Below are 22150 nucleotides of genomic sequence, written 5' to 3'. Positions count from 1 at the left end.
CGACGGAGGGTGTGGGTGGGGCCCCTAACCCGAATGCCGCCGACCTAGTCTTTAGCAACAAAAACCCAAATGGCCCGGGCCCAATTGGCCACCGGGCCTTTTGCTTTATCGCATCAAGAGCTCAGGCCGCCTTGGAGACCAGGGCCTCGCTGTCGACGAGCTCGGTGCCGATCAAATAGTCGCGGCAGCCGCGCAAGCTACGCAGCGCGCGGTTGAAGTCGATGCCGGTCGAGACCAGCGCATGCAGCGTGGTCGGATTGCGCACGATGCCACGGAGCACGGCGGCGAGATCAATCTGGCCGTTCGGCTTGATGGCGGCGCGGGCGAGCGCCGGCAGCGCGCGATGGGCGGGATCGCTGATGACGCGGACCGCGGCAAAGGGTAGCCCCGCCTCGGCGGCGTAGGCGGCCGCGATGTGGCTCTCCATGTCGACGGCAGAGGCGCCGGTTTCCGAATGCAGCGCCGCCTTGCAGGACCGCTTCGTGACCACCTCCTCGGCGCCGGCAAGGCTGCCGCGCACGACGCGGCGGCGCCCGGACGTCAGACGGTCGATCAGGTCGTCGCCGAGCGACAGGCCCGCGGCCCAGCGGGTATCGCCGGAGAGCACCTCGGTCGCCAGCACGACGTCGCCGGAGCGCAGCGTCGGGTCGAGCCCGCCGGCCACGCCGAACGAGATCACGCCGCGAATCGTCTCGGGATCCACCACCGTCAGAAGCGCCCGCAACTGGGTCGGGCTGCTCGACGAGCAAATGACCGCCATTCCGGGCCCAGCCGCGATACGGGCCTCCTGAACCAGTCCAGTCACGATCAATATCGGCCGCGGGTCGATGGCATTACCCACGGTCAGATAGTCCCCCGTCCCCAAAGTCACATCCCGACCCCTACCACCCTGCTGTTGGTGTTCCGCAAGTTCCGATACCGCGCCAACGCCCACAGCGGGAAGAACTTCGGGTAACCGTGATAACGCAGATAGAATACACGAGGAAAGCCTGTGGCGGTGTACCGCTCTTCGTCCCACAGTCCTTTTTTGTTCTGTGTTGCAATCAGGTACTCCACCCCGCGGGCGACGGCCGGGTGATCAACCTCGCCAGCAGCCATCAGGGCAAGCAAGGCCCATGCCGTTTGCGAGGCGGTCGAGGGAGACGCCTCCCAGCCCTTGTAGTCGAGACGGTAGCTGACGGCGGCCTCGCCCCAGCCGCCGTCCTTGTTCTGGATCGAGGCCAGCCAGTCGGCGGCTTTCCGAATCATCGGGTCGTTATGGCGGACGCCGGCCATGTTGAGGGCACAGAGCACCGACCAGGTTCCGTAGATGAAGTTCATGCCCCAGCGGCCATACCAGGACCCCTCCGGGTGCTGGGTCTTCCTGAGGTAGGCGACCCCGTCGGCCACATGCTTGCTGGACTTCTCGGTCTCGCCGAGCTGGGCCAGCATGGAGATGCAGCGCGCGGTGACGTCCTCGGTCGGCGGATCGAGCAGCGCGCCATGATCCGAGAACGGGATGTTGTTCAGATAGTATTCGAGGTTGTTGACGTCGAAGGCGGCCCAGCCGCCGTCGTCGCTCTGCATGCCCTCGATCCACTCCCGGCCGCGGTCGATCGCGGCGTCATAGCCGGTCGCACCGTGCTCGCGTCGCATGCGGTCCATCGACATCACCACCACCGCGGTGTCGTCGAGATCGGGATAATAGGCATTGTTGTACTGGAAGGCCCAGCCGCCCGGGCGTACCTCGGGCCGCTTCACCGCCCAGTCGCCCTTCACCTCGAGCTCCTGCTTCGGGATCAGCCAGTCGAGGCCCTGCTTGGCCGCAGGCAGGGCTATGTCACCGCCGGCTTCCAGCAGCGCGTGGGCGGTCAGCGTCGTGTCCCACACCGGCGAGACGCAGGGCTGGCAATAGGCCTCGTCGCCGTTGAACACGAGCAGCTTGTCGATGCCCCGGCGCGTGACCGCGCGCGGCGGATAATTCTCGTCCTTGCCGAGCGCGTCATACATCATGACGATGTTGGCCATGGGCGGATAGATCGCGCCCATGCCGTCCTCGCCGTTGAGGCGTTCCTCGGTGAAGGCGAGCGCCGCATCGATCGCGCGCTGGCGCAGGCTCTTCGGAAACATCGGCTCGATCACGCGCAGAATGCCGTCGAGCGCGCGGAACAGCACGAACCAGGCCATGCTCTGGTGCGGCGCCTTCGCGGTCATGCCGATCGAGCGCGGATCCTGGAGAAACAGCTCGTCGATCCCGACGCCCTTGGGATTCTTCGCCAGCGGCTTCAGCGCGGCAAGAACCATCAGCGGCACCATGGTGGTGCGGGCCCAGTAGGAAATCTTGTTGATGTGGAACGGCGACCAGAACGGCAGCAGCACGATCTCGATCGGCAGCACCGGCACCGCGCGCCAGGTCACCACGCCGAACATCGCAAGCAGGAAGCGCGTGAAGACGTTGCTGTTGATCGCGCCGCCGCGGGCATGGATCGCCTCGCGCGCACGCACCATGTGCGGGGCGTCGACGGAATCGCCGATCATCTTGAGCGCGAAGTAGGACTTCACGCTCGCACTCATGTCGAACTCGCCGTCATGCACGAGCGGCCAGCCACCATGGGCGCCCTGAACGCGGCGGAGATAATTGCCGATCTTGGCCTCGAGCACGGCGTCCACGGGCTCTGCGAGATAATGGCGCAGCAGGATGTATTCGGCCGGAATCGTGCAGTCGGCCTCGAGCTCGAACACCCAATGGCCGTCGGATTGCTGGAAGCCGAGAACGCCTTGCGTCGCCGACGCAATGCTCGATTCCAGGACGCCCGATTCCAAGGCTTCGCGGCTGGTCGCGTTCACGGCATCCATGTCGCTCGATTGCTCCGATAGTCGATTGAAATTGACCGGGACTTTGCCCGTCAGGGCCGCTTTGCGGCCAAAACCAGATCGGCGGCGCGATCACCGGACCGCACCGATCCCTCGATGGTTGCAGGCAATCCCGTAGCAGTCCAGTCGCCGGCAAGAAACAGGTTTTTCAGCGCAGTGGCCGGCCCCGGACGCAGGGCATTCTGGGCCGGCGTCGCCGCAAATGTGGCACGGCGCTCGCGCACGATCTGCCAGGGGGGCAGCTCGCCGGACACCCCGCCCGCCTTGCAGACGTCGTTCCAGATCGCCTGCGCGAGTTCCTCGCGCGGCATGTCGACCAGGCGGTCGCCATTGCTGATGGTCACGGACAGCCGGTTCGGGAACGCGAACAGCCATTCCACGACGCCGCCGATCACGCCGAGGATCGGCGCCGAACCGGGCGGCGGTTCAAAGCGGAAATGCGCGTTCACGATGGCGCGGAATTCGGTCGGCGTCTTCAGCCTGGGCAGCAGGCTCGCGGCGGCGCGCGGCGGCACTGCCATCACGACGACATCGCCCTCACCGAGCTGGATCACATCCTCGCCGCCGAAATTCAGCGCGCTAGCCTTGCCGTCACCGGTCGTAAACGAACGCAGCTCATGGCCGAGCTGAACGGTGTGGCCGCGCTCCTGCAAGAACTTCACGGCAGGCTCGATCAGCACGGCGCTCAAGCCGTCGCGCGCAATCAGCGGCCGGCACGCCTGTCCGCCAGCAAGCAGCGTCTCGCGCACGATCGCGCCGGCAAGCCCGGCCGAGCCCTCTGGCGGATCGACGTTGAGCGCCGCAAGCAGCAGCGGCTGCACCAAGCGCTGATAGAGGATGCCTTCGCAGGGAATGGACTTGCCGACCAGCGTCTCCTCCGACGCCCAGATCAGCGGCGCCAGCTTGAGATAATCGCTGAGCCCGGTGTCGGGAACGCGGCGGCTCTCGTCGAGCACCCAGGTCGGCAGCCGGCCATCGCCGAGATCGATCTGCCAGCGCTGCCCGGTCTTGATGTCGACGAACGGAAACTGCGCGCGTTCGGGGCCGACGAGGCCCGCCTCGGTGCCGATCGAGCGGGCATAGGCGCGCGCATGGCTGTTGCCCGACAGCAGCAGATGATTGCCGTTGTCGATGGTGAGATTGGTGGCGCCGTCGAAATAGGAGCGGCAGCGGCCGCCGGCCTGGTGCGTCGCCTCGTGGACGGCGACCTTGAAGCCCGCATTGGCGAGCCGCACGGCGGCGGAGAGGCCGGAAATTCCAGCACCGATGATATGAGCTGTCTTTTGCATCAGATGAAAGCGTAACGGAGCAGGATCAGGATGCGCGTGACCTTCGACACACGCACCGGCTCGCGCGGCGCGTTGAAGCCGCGCGCGATCAGGAGATCCAAGATGGAATGATAATACTTCGACATGATCCGCGGCGCGCGCACGGCGCGGCGCTTGTTGCGGTTCATGATCTCGTCAGACTTCTCGAAATGCGCCTTCGCACGCTGCGTCAGCGACTGGCAGACCTTCGGCAGCGCGCGCTCGGTGATCACGCGGTTCGGGTCGTTGGAGGTGATGCCGGCATGCAGCAGCGCCTCGCGCGGCAGATAGAGCCGGCCGAGGCCAGCGTCCTCGTCGATGTCGCGCAGGATGTTGGTGAGCTGGAGCGCGCGGCCGAGATGGTAGGCGAGCTGGATGCCGTCTTCCTCGGGCAGGCCGAACACCCGTACCGACAGCCGCCCCACGGCGCTGGCGACGCGATCGCAGTAGAGATCGAGCGTCGCCATGTCGGGCGCACGGATGTCCTGCGGCACGTCCATCTCCATGCCGTCGACGATCGCAAGGAAATCCTCGCGCTTGAGGCCGAAGGTCTTCACCGAGGCGACGTAGTCCTTCAGCCGCGGCGGCGGATGGCCCTGATAGAGCGCGTCGATGTCGTTGCGCCACTCCTGAAGCGCGGCGAGCCGCTCGTCGCGCGGGCCGTCGGAGTCGGCGATGTCGTCGACCTGTCGGCAGAAGCTGTAGATCTGGAACATCGCTTCGCGCTGGTCATGCGGCAGGATGCGCATCGCAGCGTAGAAGGAGCTGTTCGATGCGGTCGAGCCGTAATTGGCGCTGGGCGAGGTCGCCTCAAGCGTCATGTGCAGTCCCCGGTCTGGAAATGGCCTTGCGTCCGATCGCGCGGCGGCCGACTTCGCCGATCATGCCGGCGAGGCTGAAAGTGAGAAGCTCGAACTTGTTCAGATGCACGCGCTCGCGCAGGGGATCGCGCACCTTCAACAGACGCACGATACGATCGGCATAGGCCTGGATCACCGCAACATCGACGCCGAGGCGGAAATCCCGGATCTCCGCGCTCAGCGATCTGCCCTCGTCGAGCAGGGCTGCGTTACGCACGGCGAGCGCCTGAAGGCAGGCCAGCATCGCCGGCGGCGACTGCGTCAGCCCCAACTGCTCGACCGAGGCGCCACTCGCGGCCAGCGCGTCGCGCGGCAGATAGACACGATTGAGCTCGCGAAAATCCTTGCCGCAATCCTGGAGGTGGTTGTTGATCTGGAGCGCCGCACAGAGCGCGTCCGAGGCCGCCCATGTCGACGTGCTCTCGCCGTGGACGTCGAGCATGAAACGGCCGACCGGCATCGCCGAGTAGCGGCAATAGTGGATGACCTCGTCCCAGTTCTCGTAGCGCAGCTTGGTGACGTCCATGCGGAACGCGATGAGCACGTCGAGCGCGTGGCGCGGCGCCATGCCTCGCTCGGCCAGCGCCCGCCGCAGAATGACGGCTTCGGCCTGGGTGTCGCCCTCGCCGAGCAGTTCCGCCTCGAGCAGGTCGAGATAAGCGAGTTTCTGGTCGGGAGGCAGCGTCGCGTGATCCGCGATGTCGTCGGCGGTGCGGACGAAATTGTAGTACGCCAGGATCAGCGCGCGATGGCGCGGATGAATGATCCAGGACGCGACGGGAAAATTCTCGTCGCGGTCACCCTTGCCGGATCGCAATTCGCTCGCAGAGGTCATCGAGGGCTGGTTTACAATCGTTTGGACAGGAAGGGCTTTTTCGCTCGCGCGGGCTTATGCCGGCGATGCCGCCGCGGCCCCCATATAGGGGAATACGGCCGCAAAACCAATCCTGTCTCTCGATGGCTGCCCTTCCGGATCCGGCCCGAAAAGGCGGCCCCCGGGCCGCCCTTGTGGGCCAGTGGCCGAGCTTACTGGTTGTGGGTCTTCAGGACCTGGTCGCAGGCCTGCGAGATCTTGGCCCGGTTCTCCTTGAGGCAGGCCAGGATGGTGAAATCGCCCTGGTCGATGACCGGACGGCAGAACTTCTGCACATCGCGCGTGCAGGCCTTCTGTTCCGCGTCTGTGCCACGTCCTGCCTGGGCGAATGCCGCCGTCGAAAGGGATGCCAACAGTAGGGTGAGAGCGACGAGAAGCTTACGCATTGTATTCCTTCATTCTGACGGCAGAACCGCACCGATCCCGGACAGGGCGAACGACCGGAACGGATTGTTCTGATGGCAAGTCGCCGCGGAACGTGCGGCCTCGGAGAAGGCACAAGCACTGGCAAATGCGGCCAAATTGGCGCCACAGCCACCAAATCGGGTCTTCCCTCGCTCTTCATTGGCAGATGTAACAGATTGATACTACGTCATAATTCTGGCACACTGCGTTTTGATGCGTACCTGTTGCAGAGCTGCATCTCTCCGCCCTGCTTTTCCCGCGAGAAACACAGCGAAACAGAGAGAATCGCGCAGCCTGACCTGGCGCGACGGCGTCGTGAACCGCCGTCCCTGGCTGTCAGGCTTTGAACCAGACACAGGCTCGGAACACTAAACTTTCGATGTGGCGAGACGTTCATCCTAAGCGAACGTCGCTCGAAAACGGGATATTCAAAATGCAATTCATTGGGCGATCTGGACAGGCAATCAAGGCGGCCGGCATCGGGGCTGCGCTGCTCTTCTCAGTCTCGGCAAGCCATGCTCAGTCGTCCGGACCGTTTGCAGGTTTCGACGGTGCGTGGAGCGGCACCGGCACGGTGTCGCTGTCCGATGGTAGCACCGAGCGCATCCGCTGCAAGGCCGACTACAAGGTCGCCGGCACCGGTCTCAGCCTCAAGCAGGCCCTTCACTGCGCGTCCGACAGCTACAAGTTCGACCTCACCAGCGACGTGACGAGCCAGGGCGAGCGAATCTCCGGCAACTGGAGCGAGACCAACCGCAACATCTTCGGCAATCTCCAGGGCACCGCCGGCGGAGGCCAGATCGAGGTGTTCGTCGAGGCCAACGGCTTCGCCGCCAACCTGTCGCTGCGCACCAACGGCACCAAGCAGACGGTGCAGATCAGCTCGAAGGGCGAGATCCGCGGCGTCAACATCACGATGACGAAGGGCTGACACCCTTCCCGCTTCGAGAGGAACACGCCCCCGGTTCTCGCGAGCCGGGGGCTTTTTGCTGACATTGTTACGGACATGGACCCAATTCGCAGACATCTGCTCAAGGCCGCCGGGCTCTTCGTAACCAGCCGCGCCTTCGCCAATGACCAGCAGGGTACGAGCATGCAGCCTTCGTCGGTAAAACCGCGTCACGTGCTCTGCTTCCTCGGCAAGGACGAGAGCCTGCTGCACCCGCCGAAGGCGGTGGCCAAGACAATCGCGGATTTCAACTTCGAGATCGACCGCACCTATTCGCAGGCCAAGCCCGATCCGCACATGGAGTGGTCGTTCGGCGTGTGCTGGGACCGCGTCTTCCCGAAAGCCTGGTCTGCCGCGGACGAAGCGGCCGTGGTCAACCACAAAGCGGTGCTTTATTTGCTGAGCCCGCCGCTAGAGCAGCAGAAAGCAGTCGCCTTTTCGGCGGCGGCCTTGCGCATCGTCGAGGAGATGATCGAAGCCGGCGCCACCGCCGTGAAGGGCGAAAGCGCCGGCGTTGCCCACGGCCTCGAGCGGTGGCGCAGTCTCGGCGATCAGGCACGCAAGGGCGCAAAGACCAGTCAGGACCTTGGCATGACCCTCGCCGTCGCCAAGGCGTGTCGTCTTGCTTTCGCCAAGCGTCCGCTCGGCGGCGATCGCTATTACGAGACCGTCGGCTATCACCTCGTCGGCTTGCCGGAGATCTATGTCGCGAAATCGCGCGGCAACGAATGGTCGGCGGTGCTGCTCATGGAGGAGCTTGCCAACGCCATGGCCGAGCGCGGCATCGAAGCGACGCTACGCGATCGCAAGCTTACGCTCTCGCGGGAGCAGGACTACGCCGAGGACGATTTCAAGTTCAATCCGTACGGGATCGTCCGGGTCGAGGCGTGAGCAAGGGGCGGCGTATGCCGCCGCCCGCTCAGATCGCCGGCTTGTCGGGGCCCTGAAGCTTGGCGTGCAGGTTGATCAGCCACATCGCCGTCGGCCGCAGGATGAAGAGGTCGGCGACGAGGGCCATCACCATCGAGAAGGCGCTGAGCCAGCCGAACAGCCGCAGCGACGGCAGGTCGGAGAACACGGTGACGACGAGACCGCAGGCCAGCACCAGCGTGGTCAGGATCAACGCCGGGCCGACCAGCACCGTCGCGCGCTCCACCGCGAGCGCCGAACCGACGCCCGGCTTGCTCTCCAGCCTGAGGCGATTGAGGAAGTGGATCGTCGCGCTCAAGCCCAGGCCGAACGAAACGGTCAGCGCCACGACACTGGCAAATTGCAGCCCCTCGCCCATCGCCCACAGCACCGTTCCCGACATCACCACCGGGAAGATGCCCGGCAGGATACAGGCGAACATCACGACCCAGGAGCGGAAGGCAAGGCCGATGAAGATCGCGACGAGCGCGAATTCGACAGTGAGCCCGCGGTTGAGCTTCTCGATCATGCCGGCCGAGTTGCGCGCGGCAATCGCGGCAAGACCCGTTACCGCGATCTCGTAGCCGGGATGCTTCTTGCGGACGGCGTCAAGTTCGGAATCGAGCTTGTCGACGATCGGTAGCAGCTGGCTGGAATCCTTGTCCGGCACGCGGCCTGCGACCACGACGGCGTCCTGCTCGGCGTCGATGAAGCGCCGGACCAGATGCTCGGGGATGACGTTGACATATTCCTTCAGCGTCGCGACGTCGGCGCTGCCGGCCTTGTCCGCGAGCCAGCGACGCAGGGTCTCGAGCGACCAGACGTTGCCGACACCGGCGGCTTTCTCGACGGTCGCATGCACGTCCGCGATGGTCTGGAGCGTCTCCGGCGAGTAGAGCGTCTCACCCTTGGGGAACTGGACCAGCACGTTGACCGGATTGGCACCGGTGAGCTTGGCATCGAGCCGGTCGCTGGCGGCGACGGCCTGGCGCTTGTCCGGCACCTGGTCGGCGAGCCGGTAGCGCGGCTCCAGATTGGCGTAGATGACGCCGAGGCCCGCGACGAACAACACCGCAATCAGGCTGAACAGGCCGGGACGACCCACCATGCGGACCGCGATCCAGTAGCAGAAATTGCGCAGCGCCTGCACGCCGGCATCCGCGCTCTGGAACTTGGAAGCAAAGACTTTCTCGTTGCGCACCAACAGCACGCCGAACACCGGCACCAGCGACAACACCGCGACCAGCGCGATGATGGTGGCGGCGAGGCCCGCCTCGCCGAACTTGCGGATCAGGTCGGAGTCGGAGAACTGGAGCGCGATGAAGGAAATGCCGGCGGTGCCGTGCGTCAGCACGCAGGCCGGGCCCACCACCAGCACCGCGTTCTTGAACGCGGTGAACTTGTCCTGGCCCGCGATCAGCCGGTCGCGCGCGGCGAAGGTGAGCTGCATCGAGTCGGAGAAGCTGATGACCATGATGAGCGGCGTCATCACGTTCAGGAACATGTTGAGATTGAAATTGGCCCAGCCGAGCGCACCGAGCGCCAGCAGGATCGCAATCATCGGCGGGAACGCCGCCGCGACCATGAACGAGATCTTGCGGAAGAAGATGATGGCGATAACGCAGCCGGCGAGGATGCCGAGGATGTTGTAGGTCAGCCCGTCACGCTCGACCGCGTTGCGGATCTCGAGCTGCATCACCGGCACGCCGGAGAGCTGCACGTTGAGGCCGGTATTGCCGAGGTCTTCCTTCATCAGCGCACGGATGTCGCCGACGGTCTTGGTCAGCTTGTTGGAGGCGACCACCTCCGGATCGAGCGACAGCACGATCAGCGCCAGCGTGCCGTCGTCCGACAACAGCTTGCCGCGGATGATCTCGTTGTTCTTGACGGTCTCGACGAACTTGTCATAGGCCGCGCCCTCGGGCAGTTCGGGCGGGAACAGCGCCGCCGGCAGCCTGCCCGGCGCCGGCGCCTGCCGCGCCGAGAACAGCGAGACCAGGCCACGCGTGCCTTCGACCAGCTGCATGTCGGTGACGAAGTCGCGCAGCTTCTCGAGGTTATTCCGCGCCAGGAGGGTCTTGCCCTCGACCACGACGAGGACGTCGAATTCCTCGGCCGGGAACTTCTTTGTCACCGCTTCATACTGGCGGAATTCCGGCGTGTTGGACCGGAACAGCTGGGACAGCGAATCGTCGATCTTGATCCGGTGAATGCCGAACACGGCACCGACGATCAGGGCGAGCAGAACGATGCAGGAGACGATCGGCGCCCGGACGGCGATCAGCCCGATGCGCTCGAGCCCGAAGGCGATCGAGGACGTCGGTCCCTGCTCGACCTTGTCGACATGAACCTCATTCTCGCGGTGCTTTTCGAGCATGCCTTGTCCAGTTCCTAATCGGCTCGGGTCTGTGAGCTTATTGCGTCCCGCGAACGGCTTGAAAATGCCATACAGATGGGAGGCTTGCCCTTTGAAAATGCGCGGAAAATCGCCGCGAGGGGTTTAGCAGGTCCAAACGCCCTCTCGCAAGCGCGCGCAAGCGCACAAATTGGATCAACATGCGGCGATTTCGACCCTTGATACCGGTCATTCCGGCCGGATCGTCCCGATTCGAGCGGGAGGATCGCCGCTCTCGTCTTTCAGCGCCACGCCGGTGGCCTCCCGCGCCAGCCCCTCGCGAACAAGCCAAGCGATTTTGAAGGCGGCCTCGTCATGGCTCAACCCGGCCTTGTGGACGTTCGAGACGCAATTGCGCTCGGCATCGGTGCGGCCCGGCTTCGGTGCGAAGGTCAGATAGGCGCCGAGGCTGTCGGGCGCGGACAGGCCCGGCCGCTCGCCGATCAGCGTCACCACCATGCGCGCACCGAGAATGGCGCCGATCTCGTCGCCGAGCGCGACGCGCGCGCCTGAGGCGACAACGACATGTCCAATCGCGACGTCGTCGCCTTCCGCGAGCAGCGGCAGCAGGTGAGACACCAACGCCACCGCATGGGCGTGGACCGCCGCCGCCGACAGGCCGTCGCCGATCACGACCGCGAGCTGGCACAGCTCCGAGGCATGTCGTGCCAACAATTCGACCGAGCCGGCATCGAGCTGTCGTCCCAAATCCGGCCGCCGCAAATAATCCCTGCGGTCGACCGCCTGGCTCCGCGCCTCGGTGACGATAAGGCCAAGCGCGCGGAGATCTGCGACCAGACGCGGCGTGTCAAACACTGCATGCACGGCATCGCGGGCGCGGGCATGATCCAGCGTGAAATCGAGCAAGGCCCTTGTGGGCACGCTCGCGCCGCTGCGGCCGAGCGCGACGCGCGCAGGCGTCAGCGACCGCAGATCGAGGGTCGGGCGGCGCGGGACGGCCGGATCAGACATGTCGCGTCATTCGGCGGGAACGGAGGCCTCGCGCAGGCGGATCGAATAGTTCGAGGCGTTTTGCCTGCCGCTGGAGGCCGCGCGCGCAAAGGTGATGAGATGGTGCGCGATCAAGGTGCAGCCGATCAGTCCCTCGAGGTCGCCGCGCTTGATGCGCCCGAGCGCAAACTTCCAGAACACGCGCCTGTAGTCGCCGAGCACACCGACCTTCCAGAAGATGTTGCGCAGCATCACGAGCCCACGCCGGATGTTGGGCCAGGTCTTCATCTCGTCCGGCGTCGGCATCTTCAGGCGGTGCACATAGACGTTGTCGCATTGATACTGGAAGCGCGCGTAGACCCTCTCGGGCTCGTAGGCGACGCCCATGGCGTGCTTCCAGGATGCGACGACCTCGTCATAGGGCAACAGGAAGTCGACGTTGGAATCGCGGCCGTCATCCTCGATCAGGCGTCCCTCGCGCTCCAGACGGTCCCACAGCGGCGTCTTCGGCAGCGCCTGGAGCAGGTTGATCGTGAGCAGCGGAATCCGGGACTCCTCGACGAAGGCCAGCAGCGCCTCCGACGTGTTCGGCTTGTCGGTGTCGAGCCCCATGATGATGCCGGACACGACCTCCATGCCGTAGGAGTTGATCGTTTGCACGCCCTCGAGGATCGGGACCATCATGTTGTGGTCCTTGTGCATCGCCTTCAGGGCGTCGGGATCGGGCGTCTCGATGCCGCAGAAGATGGTGATGAAATAGGCCTCGCGCATCTTCTCGAGGATCTCGGGCCGCTTGGCGATGTTGAGCGTCGCCTCGCAGGCGAGCCGCACCACATAGCCGGTCCGCTTCTGCCATTCGATCAGATGCGGCAGCAGGTCCATCGCCGCCTTGCGGTTGCCGATGAAATTGTCGTCGACGAAATAGACCGTGTCGGTCATCCCGCATTCGCGCAGGCGGTCGAGCTCGGCGATGATCTGCTCGGGCGACTTGAGGCGCGGATTGCGGCCGTAGAGGCCGGGGATGTCGCAGAACTCGCACTGATAGGGACAGCCGCTGGAATACTGGATGCTGCCGAGAAAGTATTTCTTCACGTCGGCAAGTTCGTAGGCCGGGATCGGAAACTCCGTCATCGGCACGCGGTCCTTGGTGGTGAGCACCACCTGCTCCCCGGGACGCGACGCGTCGCGCGCCAAAATCTCGATCAGCCGATTGGTGGCGTCGCCGAGTTCGCCGACATGAAGATAGTCGAAGGACGGATAATAGTCCGGGCAGGCGCTGACGGAGGGACCGCCGAGCGCGACCGGCAGATCGAACTCATGGGCGCGGCGGCAGATGTCGTTCATCTGCTGGCGCTGGATGTGCATGCCGCTGACGAAGACCGCCTCCGCCCAGGCGAACTCTTCGTTGGTCGCGCGACGGAGATTCTCGTCGACGAACTTGACCTCCCACTCCTCGGGCAGATAGGCCGCGAGCAGCAAAAGCCCCTGCGGGGGCATGAAGGCACAGACGCCGTCGGTCAATGGATAGGAATGCTCGAACGTCCCGAACGACGAAGTGTACCGCGGAAACACGCACAGAATCCGCCGGGCCGTACCGTTACTTTCAGCTCGCATCAAAGCTCCCCCGCCACGGTCGACATAGCTGCGGAAATTGCCAGCCAGACACATAGCGTAATGCTGTCGCCGGAATTTCTCAATATTGTGGCAGGACCATAATTCCGAGAGGGACCAATGGTTTCCTCAAGCCGCCGGGCGCTCCCGCCGCGTCACGCGATCAGCCGTGAGGCAAAATCGGGCAGCAGGCCTGCGTCGCCGGCAAGACGGAAATCGGCGCCCGCGATCCCCGACTGCACCAACCAGTCGTCGAATTCCGGCGCGCGGCGCAGGCCGAAGACGTCGCGGACATAGAGCGCGTCGTGAAAAGACGTCGACTGGTAGTTCAGCATGACGTCGTCGGCCCCGGGGACACCCATGATGAAGGTGACGCCGGCGGCCGCCAGCAGCGTCAGCAGATTGTCCATGTCGTCCTGGTCCGCCTCGGCATGGTTGGTGTAGCAGATGTCGATCCCGAGCGGCAGGCCGAGCAGCTTGCCGCAAAAATGATCCTCCAGCCCGGCACGGATGATTTCCTTGCCGTCGTAGAGATATTCCGGGCCGATGAAGCCGACCACGCTGTTGACCAGCAACGGCGCAAAGGCGCGGGCGACCGCATAGGCCCGCGCCTCGCAGGTCTGCTGGTCGACGCCGTGATGGGCGCCCGCCGACAGCGCCGAGCCCTGGCCGGTCTCGAAATACATCACGTTCTCGCCGACCGTGCCGCGCTTCTGCGACAGGCCGGCCTGCTGCGCCTCCTTCAGGAGCGCGAGGTCGACGCCAAAGCTGCGGTTGGCGGCCTCGGTGCCGGCGACCGACTGGAAGACGAGATCGACCGGCACGCCCTGCCCGATCAGCGACAGCGTCGTCGTGACATGGGTCAGCACGCAGGCTTGCGTCGGGATCTTCAGCCGCGCGATGATCTCGTCCAGCAGCCGCAGCAATTGCCCGATGACCGCGGGATCGTCGCTGGCCGGATTGATGCCGATGCAGGCATCGCCGGCCCCTAACAGGATGCCGTCGAGGATCGAGGCGGTGATGCCCCTGGCGTCGTCGAAGGGATGGTTGGGCTGCAGCCGCGTGCTCATCCGCCCCTTCAGGCCAATGGTGTTGCGAAAGGCGGTGGTGACCTCGCATTTCCGCGCCGCCAGGATCAAATCCTGGTTGCGCATCAGCTTTGAGACCGCGGCCGCCATTTCCGGGGTGATGCCGCCCGCCAGCCTGCGCAAAACCTCGGATGTCGCCGCATCCGACAGCAGCCAGTCGCGAAAGGCGCCGACCGTCAGCGAAGCCACCGGCGCGAATGCCCTGGCATCGTGGCTGTCGATGACGAGGCGGGTGACCTCGTCGGCTTCGTACGGGATGACCGCTTCCTGCAAGAACTGGCCGAGCGGGACGTCGGCGAGCGCCATCCGCGCCGCGATCATCTGCGCGGCGCTTGCGGCGGCAATCCCGGCCAGCCGGTCGCCGGAGCGCGGCGGCGTCGCCTTGGCGAGCAGGTCGCGCAGGTCCGGAAATGTGTAGGTCGTGGCGTCGATGGTGTGGCGGTAGACCAAAGGCCCCTCCGGGGTTCATCGGCCAGTGGCCGACATCAGCGCGATCCCAAACTATACCCAGATCAAGACACTGAAATATCTTACCTTTCTTTTGACTAAGGACGAAGGGGCCGGGCCACGGCGTTAAGACGGCGTCCATCTTCATTCTGCATAGTTTTGCATCAATTTTATACGACCGCGCTCTCCGGCCACTGCCGGCCATTGGGGCCTCTGAAAAGCATGACAACCGACCGTTCTGGGAATGCCACGGGGGTGGCAGGCCGTTTCACGCTTGCGATCAAGCTCTACGCGATCTTCGCGCTGTTCGCGCTGCTCACGGCGGCGATCGCGATGCTGTCCGACTACAACAGCCGCCGCAGCGCCGAGTTGACGAGCGCGATCGAGACGGCGAACGCCGCAGCACTCAATGTCGAGCGGGTCAACTCGCTGGTCTACGCGGTCGTGATGGAATCGCGCGGCGTCTACATGTCGACCGAACCGGCCGTCGTGAAGAAATACGGCGAAGGCCTGCTCAAGTTCAACGCCCAGATCCTCGATGTCGTGAAGCGCTGGGAGACCATCGTCAAAGCCGACGATGCCGAGCAGTTTGCCACGTTCAAGAGGCGCATCGAGCAGTTCGTCGAGTTCCGCAAGGAGCTGGTGCGCCGCGGCGTCGAGATCAATGCGGCCGCGGGCCGCGAATGGGGCGACAACGACGCCAATCGCGCCGTGCGCTCGGCGCTGAACAAGGATCTCGAGGCGCTGTCCAAGGTCTATGCCGAGCGCGCCAGGCAGATCGCGCACGAGACCGAGACCAATCGCACCCTCTCCTTCGTGCTGACCTGCCTCGGCGGCGTGGCGCTGGCCCTCGTCGTGATCGGCATCGTCATCATCGCCCGCTCGATAGCCCGTCCCCTCTCCGCCATCACCGCGACCATCGAGCAGGTCGCGGACGGCGCCGAGAATGTCGTGGTGCCGCACTCTGACCGCGCCGACGAGATCGGCGCGCTGGCACGCGCCATCCAGATCTTCCAGGACGCGATGGGCCGCAACCGCAATCTCGCCTCGCAGGTCTCGCAGGACTCCGCCGCGCGCGAGCAGCGCGCCCGCCACATCGAGCAATCCGTCGAGGCGTTTGGCGAGGCGATCGGCGCGATCATGCGCGGCCTCAGCGACAACGCCTCCGTCATGCGCGAGACGGCACAGACCATCACCCGCGTCACGGCGGATGCCAGCAGCCGCGCCGGCACCGCGGCGAACGCCACCGAGCAGGCCTCGCACAACGTCACGGCGGTGGCAGGCGCAGCCGAGGAGCTGTCCGCGTCGGTGGTGGAGATCGGCCGCCAGGTCCGGCAGTCCGCAGGCGCGGTCGAGCAGACCGGTCAGCGCACCGAGAAGTCGATCTCCGAGATCGAAAGCCTCGCGGCCGCCACCCAGCGCATCGACGGCGTGCTCAACCTGATCCAGGCGATCGCCGAGCAGACCAATCTGCTCGCGCTCAACGCCACCATCGAAGCCGCGCGCGCCGGTGACGCCGGCCGCGGCTTTGCCGTCGTCGCGCACGAAGTGAAGGCGCTGGCGGGTCAGACCGCCAAGGCGACCGCCGAGATCGGCGAGAACGTCTCGATGATCCAGGCGTCCACCCGCAACGCGGTCGATGCCGTGCGCGAGATCGGCGGCGCCGTGCGCGAGATCAGCGACGTCACCTCGGCAATCGCCGGCGCCATCGGCCAGCAGGACACCGCCACGCGCGAGATCTCGTCCAACGCCCAATCGGCCGCGCAGGGCAACGAGACCCTGGTCGCCAACATCACCTCGCTGCGCGACGCCATCGGCGAGACCGACACGGCGGCAGCCTCCGTGCTGACGGCGGCGAGCAGCCTCACGGAGACGGCGGACACGCTGTCGCGGGAGGTGGAGACGTTTTTCCAGAACCTGCGATCGGGCTCCGCGGACAGCCGCGTCGCCAAGGCGGGGTAAGAGCGCGCACACCCGCGGCGGGCTCACGCTCTCACAAAAAACGCGAAAACAACCCCATGCACAGTAGCCGGGGATAACGATATCAATGGCTTGACCGCCCCACTCGACGCCTTGCGGATTTTACGAATCCTATTTGACTCGTCGGGCAAAACACCGGCATGATGTCATCATCGCGATGGCACGCCAGTCCCCGCTCCGGCATTGGCAGCCTGCCATCGAACGCAGGGATCAGCGTTCTGAATTCGATTGATCGACGAATATTCGAACGCGGCCGACATCCTCGACTTCACGATAGCGGCTTAACTCCATCCGGAGCTCGGGATCCGAATTGGCCCAGGCCAGCCAATCGAACGGGAACGAGCTCAGCAGAGAGGTATCAACGAGAATGACGTTGGGGCGCCCGTTTCGCACGTCCGCCAGCAATTGCTGCCGCTCGAACTCGATGATGCTGTCCAATCTTGCTCGCTCACCTTCGCTTGGTTGCGAGCTGTTCTCGCGCAGCATCGCGCCGGCGGCCAGCAGCTGCGCACAAGAGCTGCCCACCCAAACTCCGTCGATCTGGCGGACGAGCGGATGCCCGAGGCCGATGTGATCGGTAATCGTCAGCAGCCGCGGGTGCTTCACATATGCCTGGACGCGCGCCTGCAGCGGCGGAAATCCCGGGGCTGGTGATGACAAATAGAGCCCGATGGCGACGACGGTCGCAAGGCCGCCGATCACAACAGGCGCCCGCAACGTCTTGGTGCCAACCTGCAGCAACGGTGCGGTAATCGCAAACAGACAGAGCGCGAAGGCCGTGTATGGCCATCCCTTGCCTTGAAGCAGGAAACTCGCGGCGCCGCCGACCGATGCGGCAAGCCAAGGGATTGCGGCGCTCCCCATCTTGAGGTTTTGAGGACCGCTCAGACGCAAGAACCCAAGAGAAGCGCCGATCACGGCGATCGGAATAGGAAGCAGGGCACTTAGCTCCCGTCTGATCGGCAAATAGGCTTCGGCGACCATCGGGGCATAGGTGGAGAGATAAGCGGGGAAGACGGCAACAACCACCGCCCCGTAGCTGATTACGACAATCGCGGCCGTCCATGCTTCAGGGGTGAACAAGGGCCTGAAGGACCGCTGGCGGAGGGCGCTCAGAATGATCGGGAGGCCGGCCACCAGGGCAAAGAACGGCTTGATGCTCATGGCCAGCCCCGCCCCTACGCCAGCGAGGATCGCGACCCGTCCGGGATCGAGCCCGCGCCAGCGCAGCGCGGTGATGGCGACAAAAGGGGTCAGCGCGATGACAGCGATGTGTTCACGCTGTCCGAAGATGGTGCCCGGAAGAATTGCGAGCAGAAACGCAAACGACCAGGTTGAAAGACTCCTCTCCCGAGCGCCCAGCTTCGCGGCCGCAGCCGCGCGATCGATCACAAAAAGCGCGCCTGATATCTCGGCGATCACCAGGACGATCACGATGAACTCGGGTGCAATGCCGGTCATTCGCCCGAGCATCGCCGCCGGCATGTACATGTAGACCGACAGAGGCGGATTGGACTCGAAGAGGTCGACCCCAAACTTTCGGCCGTCCAGGATTTTTTCGTTGACGGTCAGAAGCCAGCCCACATCCGCGTTGAGAACGACAGGTATTTGGACGAGCAGGGCCGTCAGCAGGATCGCGATCACGACAAACTGCCGCTGATGCGTGCCGAAGTCGGTTCCTAGCAGGGCCAGGGCGCTCTCCCTGGAAGGAGGCGATCTATTCTCTTTCACCCGCGTGAACCTGCCATGGCGTGATGGGCCATTCTCAACCGGCAGTCGTTACTATTGTGCTACGAGAAGTCGCAGCTGAGCGGCGCTACCCGCCCCGCCGGCAATCGAGTGCTCCGCACTGGCAATTGCTACCGAAGTCGCTACGCGTCGTGCTGAAGGACGCCGAGCATCGCCCCATGATCGAGGAACGCTTCGCCGGCGCAGCTCGTCGATGATATTGAGTACCTCGATCCCCAAACCGCGCTGGGCAAGATCGACGAACCGATTCGGCTGCTGATCGGAAGTCTATGCCATCAACAGCGCAGATCGAATGAAACGAACTGGCGTTCCGAATTGGATTGAGCAACCAAAATTTGAACGCGGCCGCCGGGAGTCCTCAACTTCACGATAATGACTCAATTCCACCCAGAGTTCGGGGTCCGAATTGGTGTCCCAAGCCAACCCATCGAAACGGGCCGCACTCAGCAGATAGGCATCCACGAGAATCACATCGGGGCGCCCTCTCGCAGGTCCGCCAACAGCAGCCGCTGCTCGAAATGTGCGATGTCATCGAGTTTCGTTCGCTCGTCTCGAGTCAGCTGCGAGCTATTCTGGCGCAGCATTGCGCCAGCCGCCAAAGGATGCGCGGCGCAAGAACTGCTCATCCAGCTTCCGCCGATTTGTGGGTAGAGCGGACATCAACCAACCGAAAACCACCGTCGAAAATGATACGTAGCCGAAGTCTCATTGCACTCTCAAAATCGGCGCGTTTAGGGGATCTGGCGGCATCAGAGTCTTTTGTTGCTTCTGCCGATCGCTCGTAAGATATTTTCCAACACGGCGCACCGCGTATGTCGCCGCCACGGCTATGATCAATCCGGCGGCAACATCAGCAAAGAAATGGCCACCACCAATTGGAGTCGCTGCGACCATAACGGCATTCCACAAGAGACCAACGGCCCTCAGCCAACGAAACGGCCAAAAGACCCAAGCGTAAAGTGCCGCGGAAATGGCATGGAAGCTCGGAAACGTCAGAATAGGCCCCAGGAGATAGGCGTTGAGCAGTCTGGTAGTGCCGTCGCGCACGAGTGGAAGCTCTTTCAGAGTCCCGTAGTAGACAACTGGTTCGACATTGGGATGGTCGCTCGGCACGAGTCCAAGAGCGTGATAGACACCAGTCGCCGGCACAAGCGTAGAGATGATGGTGGTCACGATCAGCGCTATGGCGAAGGCAAGCGCGAACTCCGCCGCGCGCCGATGGTGGCCGAACAACGGCAGGATTAGAATCAGGATGACGAGCTGCCATTGAATGGAATTATAGGTTTGCTCAAACGCCCAGCGTAACTGAAGCTGGTCGTTTACGACACCGAGATAGGCCCGGAAATCCAATCCCAGCCTGCGGTCAAGCGTGAGCAGATTTTCTTCCTGCATTGGCAGGTTCGCAGAAGCTGCGACGTAACCGAGCGAAGTGATCAGCACGATCATCGAAATGAATTGGGCCTGCATCAGGAGCGTGGCGTAGATCCTGGGGTCTCCGGCCGCGGATCTCGCATTGAGATGGCCGACGGTACCATACAGCGCGGCGATTCCGAGCATAGTGAGGTAGCTGCACCACTCAATGCGGAATTCGGTGAGCAAAAGGCCGAGACAAAAGCTCCCCAAGACCATGGTGATGAGAGCCCAATTCAGCTGGAACAGCCGCAGAGAAACGATTTCGTCTTGCGTCGTGCTTCTCTACTTTGAATGTGACGACTTCCCACAAGAATCCTGCGCCATTTGCGGCCACTCCCTGCATTACGAGAGTGCAAATGAATACACAACCATTAATAGAATCACAACAAACGCGTGTTTATCAAGTTGGATACACTCTAACTGACTCCTTTAGGTTGTGGAGTCTTGATAGAATCATAATGGCGCCAAATCTCTGCGCAGGCCATTGCTACCGAAGCCGCTATGCCGAGGAGGTTTTCCACCACCGAGCCAAGCTCGAAGGTCTGGATTGGCTCTCCTTCTCGCGAGCCGCGGCCGAGAAACTTTCGCCTGAAGACGTCGGTCCCATCTCGCCATTTGCGTTAGAGGCCCTGCAAGCAAAAGGTATTGCGGCGGGAGGAACTGCGCGGAATCCGTTGCTCTGTACTGTCGCTGATTTTCCGGACGCGGAACTAGTGGTCGCGCTAAAGGACGGCGGAGATCGCTGTGCCGTGTAGCTCATTGTGTCGAATACTGGGACGTGGATGATATCGAGTACCTCGCTCCCAAACCGCGCTGGGCAAGATCGACGACTGGGCTGCTGATCAGAAGCCTGCAGATTCACACCCGAGAGGCCGAGAGCAGCGCCCCTACCCCATCACGCCGCCGCGCTTGATCAACTCCTTGCCGACGGCAGCGAGATGCACCTGGTCGGGGCCGTCGCCGATGCGGATGAAGCGGGCATAGACATAGGCGCGGGCGAGGAAGGTGTCCTGCGAGACGCCGGCGGCGCCGTGGATCTGGATGGCGCGGTCGATGACGCGGGCGGCCATGCTGGGCACCACGATCTTGGCGGCGGCGATCAGGTCGCGCGCTGACTTGTTGCCTTCGCGGTCCATCTTGTCGGTAGCTTGCAAGGTGAGGAGCCGCGCCTGCGCGATCTCGCAGAAGGAGTTGGCGATGTCCTCGCGCACCGAGCCCTGGTCTGCGAGCGGCTTGCCGAAGGCTGTGCGCGACACGGATCGCCGGCACATCAATTCGAGCGCGCGCTGGGCGCAGCCGATCAGGCGCATGCAGTGGTGGATGCGGCCGGGGCCGAGCCGGCCTTGCGCGATCTCGAAGCCGCGGCCCTCGCCGAGCAGGATGTTCTCGGCCGGCACACGGACATTCTCGTAGACGATTTCGGGATGGCCGACCGGCGCGTCATCGTAGCCGTAGGTCAGCATGTCGCGGACGATGCGCACGCCGGGCGTCGCCTTCGGCATCAGGATCATGGATTGCTGGCGATGGCGATCGGGATCATCGGGCGCGGTCTTGCCCATCACGATCAGGATCTCGCAATCCTCATTCATCGCGCCTGACGTGAACCATTTGCGGCCGTTGACGACGTAGTCGCCGCCGTCGCGCTTGATCTCGCACTGGATGTTGGTGGCATCGCTGGAGGCGACCTGCGGCTCCGTCATCGAGAAGCCGGAGCGGATGCGCCCCTCCAGCAGCGGCTTCAGCCAGCGCTCCTGCTGCGCCGGCGTGCCGTAATTGGCCAGCACCTCCATGTTGCCGACATCGGGCGCGGAGCAGTTGAAGACCTCCGGCGCCCAGAGGATGCGGCCCATGATCTCTTTCACGGGGGCGTATTCGAGATTGGTCAGGCCTGGACCGTGCTCGCCGGAGAGGAACAGGTTCCAAAGCCCCTGCTCGCGCGCCAACCGCTTCAAGTCCTGCAGCACCTGCGGCGTCTTGTAACGCGCGGCTTCCGGCTTCACCTGCTCGTAATAGAGCTCCTCGACCGGCTCGACATGCGTCCGCATGAACTGGCGGACACGCTCCTGGAGTTCCAGCGAACGGGCGGAGTGTTGAAAGTCCATGGGGTTCTCTCCACAAGCAGAAAGTATTGTAGGGTGGGCAAAGCGAAGCGTGCCCACCGCTTCTGTTGCAGTGTTGGATCGGTGGTGGGCACGGCGCAAGTGCGCCTTTGCCCACCCTACGATTCCGGACTCGCGGAGAGATACCCCTCACCCGGCTCGCCGCTTCGCGGCGATCCACCCTCTCCCACAAGGGGCCTGTTGCGTAATTCGTCAATTGTGATTCCCTAGGGCAAAGCCTTGGAGGGTAGCGATGGCGG

Annotated in this window: 16 protein-coding genes; 3 read left to right on the top strand and 13 right to left on the bottom strand. The window is 63.9% G+C overall.

The window, feature by feature from the left end; all coding sequences use genetic code 11:
* Window positions 1-121: 121 nt before the first annotated feature.
* The 6 genes from AC0L3X_RS37280 to AC0L3X_RS37255 form a co-directional block, all read right to left on the bottom strand.
* Window positions 122-871 (bottom strand): phosphorylase, encoded by a 750-nt coding sequence (locus tag AC0L3X_RS37280; protein WP_063984634.1) that lies wholly within the window; start codon window positions 869-871, stop codon window positions 122-124.
* Complete coding sequence (gene shc / locus AC0L3X_RS37275; protein ID WP_063984635.1) at window positions 868-2835, bottom strand: squalene--hopene cyclase; 1968 nt, start codon at window positions 2833-2835, stop codon at window positions 868-870. The genes AC0L3X_RS37280 and shc overlap by 4 nt, the downstream gene beginning before the upstream one ends.
* A 50-nt stretch (window positions 2836-2885) precedes the next feature.
* Window positions 2886-4142 carry a hydroxysqualene dehydroxylase HpnE gene (hpnE, locus tag AC0L3X_RS37270; RefSeq protein WP_063984636.1) on the bottom strand — a complete coding sequence of 419 codons (1257 nt, stop codon included), beginning with the start codon at window positions 4140-4142 and terminating at the stop codon, window positions 2886-2888.
* Window positions 4142-4981 carry a presqualene diphosphate synthase HpnD gene (hpnD, locus tag AC0L3X_RS37265; RefSeq protein ID WP_063984637.1) on the bottom strand — a complete coding sequence of 280 codons (840 nt, stop codon included), beginning with the start codon at window positions 4979-4981 and terminating at the stop codon, window positions 4142-4144. Before hpnD ends, hpnE begins: the two co-directional genes overlap by 1 nt.
* Entirely contained in the window at window positions 4971-5855 is an 885-nt protein-coding gene (hpnC, locus tag AC0L3X_RS37260; protein ID WP_063984638.1) for a squalene synthase HpnC, read from the bottom strand. Before hpnC ends, hpnD begins: the two co-directional genes overlap by 11 nt.
* Window positions 5856-6046: 191 nt before the next feature.
* Window positions 6047-6280 carry a hypothetical protein gene (locus AC0L3X_RS37255; protein WP_063984639.1) on the bottom strand — a complete coding sequence of 78 codons (234 nt, stop codon included), beginning with the start codon at window positions 6278-6280 and terminating at the stop codon, window positions 6047-6049.
* Window positions 6281-6732: 452 nt separating this feature from the next.
* On the opposite strand from AC0L3X_RS37255, the gene AC0L3X_RS37250 reads away from it, so the two are divergent.
* Both AC0L3X_RS37250 and AC0L3X_RS37245 read left to right on the top strand, forming a co-directional pair.
* Window positions 6733-7230, top strand: a complete 498-nt coding sequence (locus AC0L3X_RS37250) for a hypothetical protein (protein ID WP_063984640.1) — start codon at window positions 6733-6735, stop codon at window positions 7228-7230.
* Between the two features lie 75 nt (window positions 7231-7305).
* Window positions 7306-8139: a hypothetical protein gene (locus tag AC0L3X_RS37245; protein ID WP_063984641.1), complete on the top strand. Its 834-nt coding sequence runs from the start codon at window positions 7306-7308 to the stop codon at window positions 8137-8139.
* A gap of 28 nt (window positions 8140-8167) precedes the next feature.
* Here the strand turns inward: AC0L3X_RS37245 and AC0L3X_RS37240 are convergent, their stop codons facing one another.
* The 4 genes from AC0L3X_RS37240 to AC0L3X_RS37225 form a co-directional block, all read right to left on the bottom strand.
* The gene (locus AC0L3X_RS37240) at window positions 8168-10534 is read right to left on the bottom strand and encodes an efflux RND transporter permease subunit (RefSeq protein WP_063984642.1); all 2367 of its coding nucleotides are present in this window, start codon (window positions 10532-10534) and stop codon (window positions 8168-8170) included.
* Between the two features lie 207 nt (window positions 10535-10741).
* Complete coding sequence (gene eutC, locus AC0L3X_RS37235) at window positions 10742-11524, bottom strand: ethanolamine ammonia-lyase subunit EutC (protein ID WP_063984643.1); 783 nt, start codon at window positions 11522-11524, stop codon at window positions 10742-10744.
* Window positions 11525-11530: 6 nt separating this feature from the next.
* Entirely contained in the window at window positions 11531-13117 is a 1587-nt protein-coding gene (locus AC0L3X_RS37230; protein WP_063984644.1) for a B12-binding domain-containing radical SAM protein, read from the bottom strand.
* 152 nt (window positions 13118-13269) lie between these two features.
* Complete coding sequence (locus AC0L3X_RS37225) at window positions 13270-14652, bottom strand: ethanolamine ammonia-lyase subunit EutB (protein ID WP_063984645.1); 1383 nt, start codon at window positions 14650-14652, stop codon at window positions 13270-13272.
* 219 nt (window positions 14653-14871) lie between these two features.
* Between AC0L3X_RS37225 and AC0L3X_RS37220 the strand changes: the two genes are divergently transcribed.
* Complete coding sequence (locus AC0L3X_RS37220) at window positions 14872-16611, top strand: methyl-accepting chemotaxis protein (RefSeq protein WP_063984646.1); 1740 nt, start codon at window positions 14872-14874, stop codon at window positions 16609-16611.
* 228 nt (window positions 16612-16839) lie between these two features.
* Here the strand turns inward: AC0L3X_RS37220 and AC0L3X_RS37215 are convergent, their stop codons facing one another.
* From AC0L3X_RS37215 to AC0L3X_RS37205, 3 genes are all read right to left on the bottom strand, one after another.
* On the bottom strand, window positions 16840-18273 hold the full coding sequence (locus tag AC0L3X_RS37215) for a hypothetical protein (protein WP_231144420.1): 1434 nt from the start codon (window positions 18271-18273) through the stop codon (window positions 16840-16842).
* Window positions 18274-19083: 810 nt separating this feature from the next.
* Entirely contained in the window at window positions 19084-19935 is an 852-nt protein-coding gene (locus tag AC0L3X_RS37210) for a phosphatase PAP2 family protein (RefSeq protein WP_187387768.1), read from the bottom strand.
* A 743-nt stretch (window positions 19936-20678) separates the two neighbouring features.
* Complete coding sequence (locus AC0L3X_RS37205; protein ID WP_063984648.1) at window positions 20679-21893, bottom strand: acyl-CoA dehydrogenase family protein; 1215 nt, start codon at window positions 21891-21893, stop codon at window positions 20679-20681.
* Window positions 21894-22150 lie beyond the last annotated feature (257 nt).

This window comes from Bradyrhizobium sp. MI1.7, from assembly GCF_055811795.1.
The sequence above is the reverse complement of the archived record's forward strand: the minus strand, read 5'-3'. Positions and strand labels throughout refer to the sequence as shown.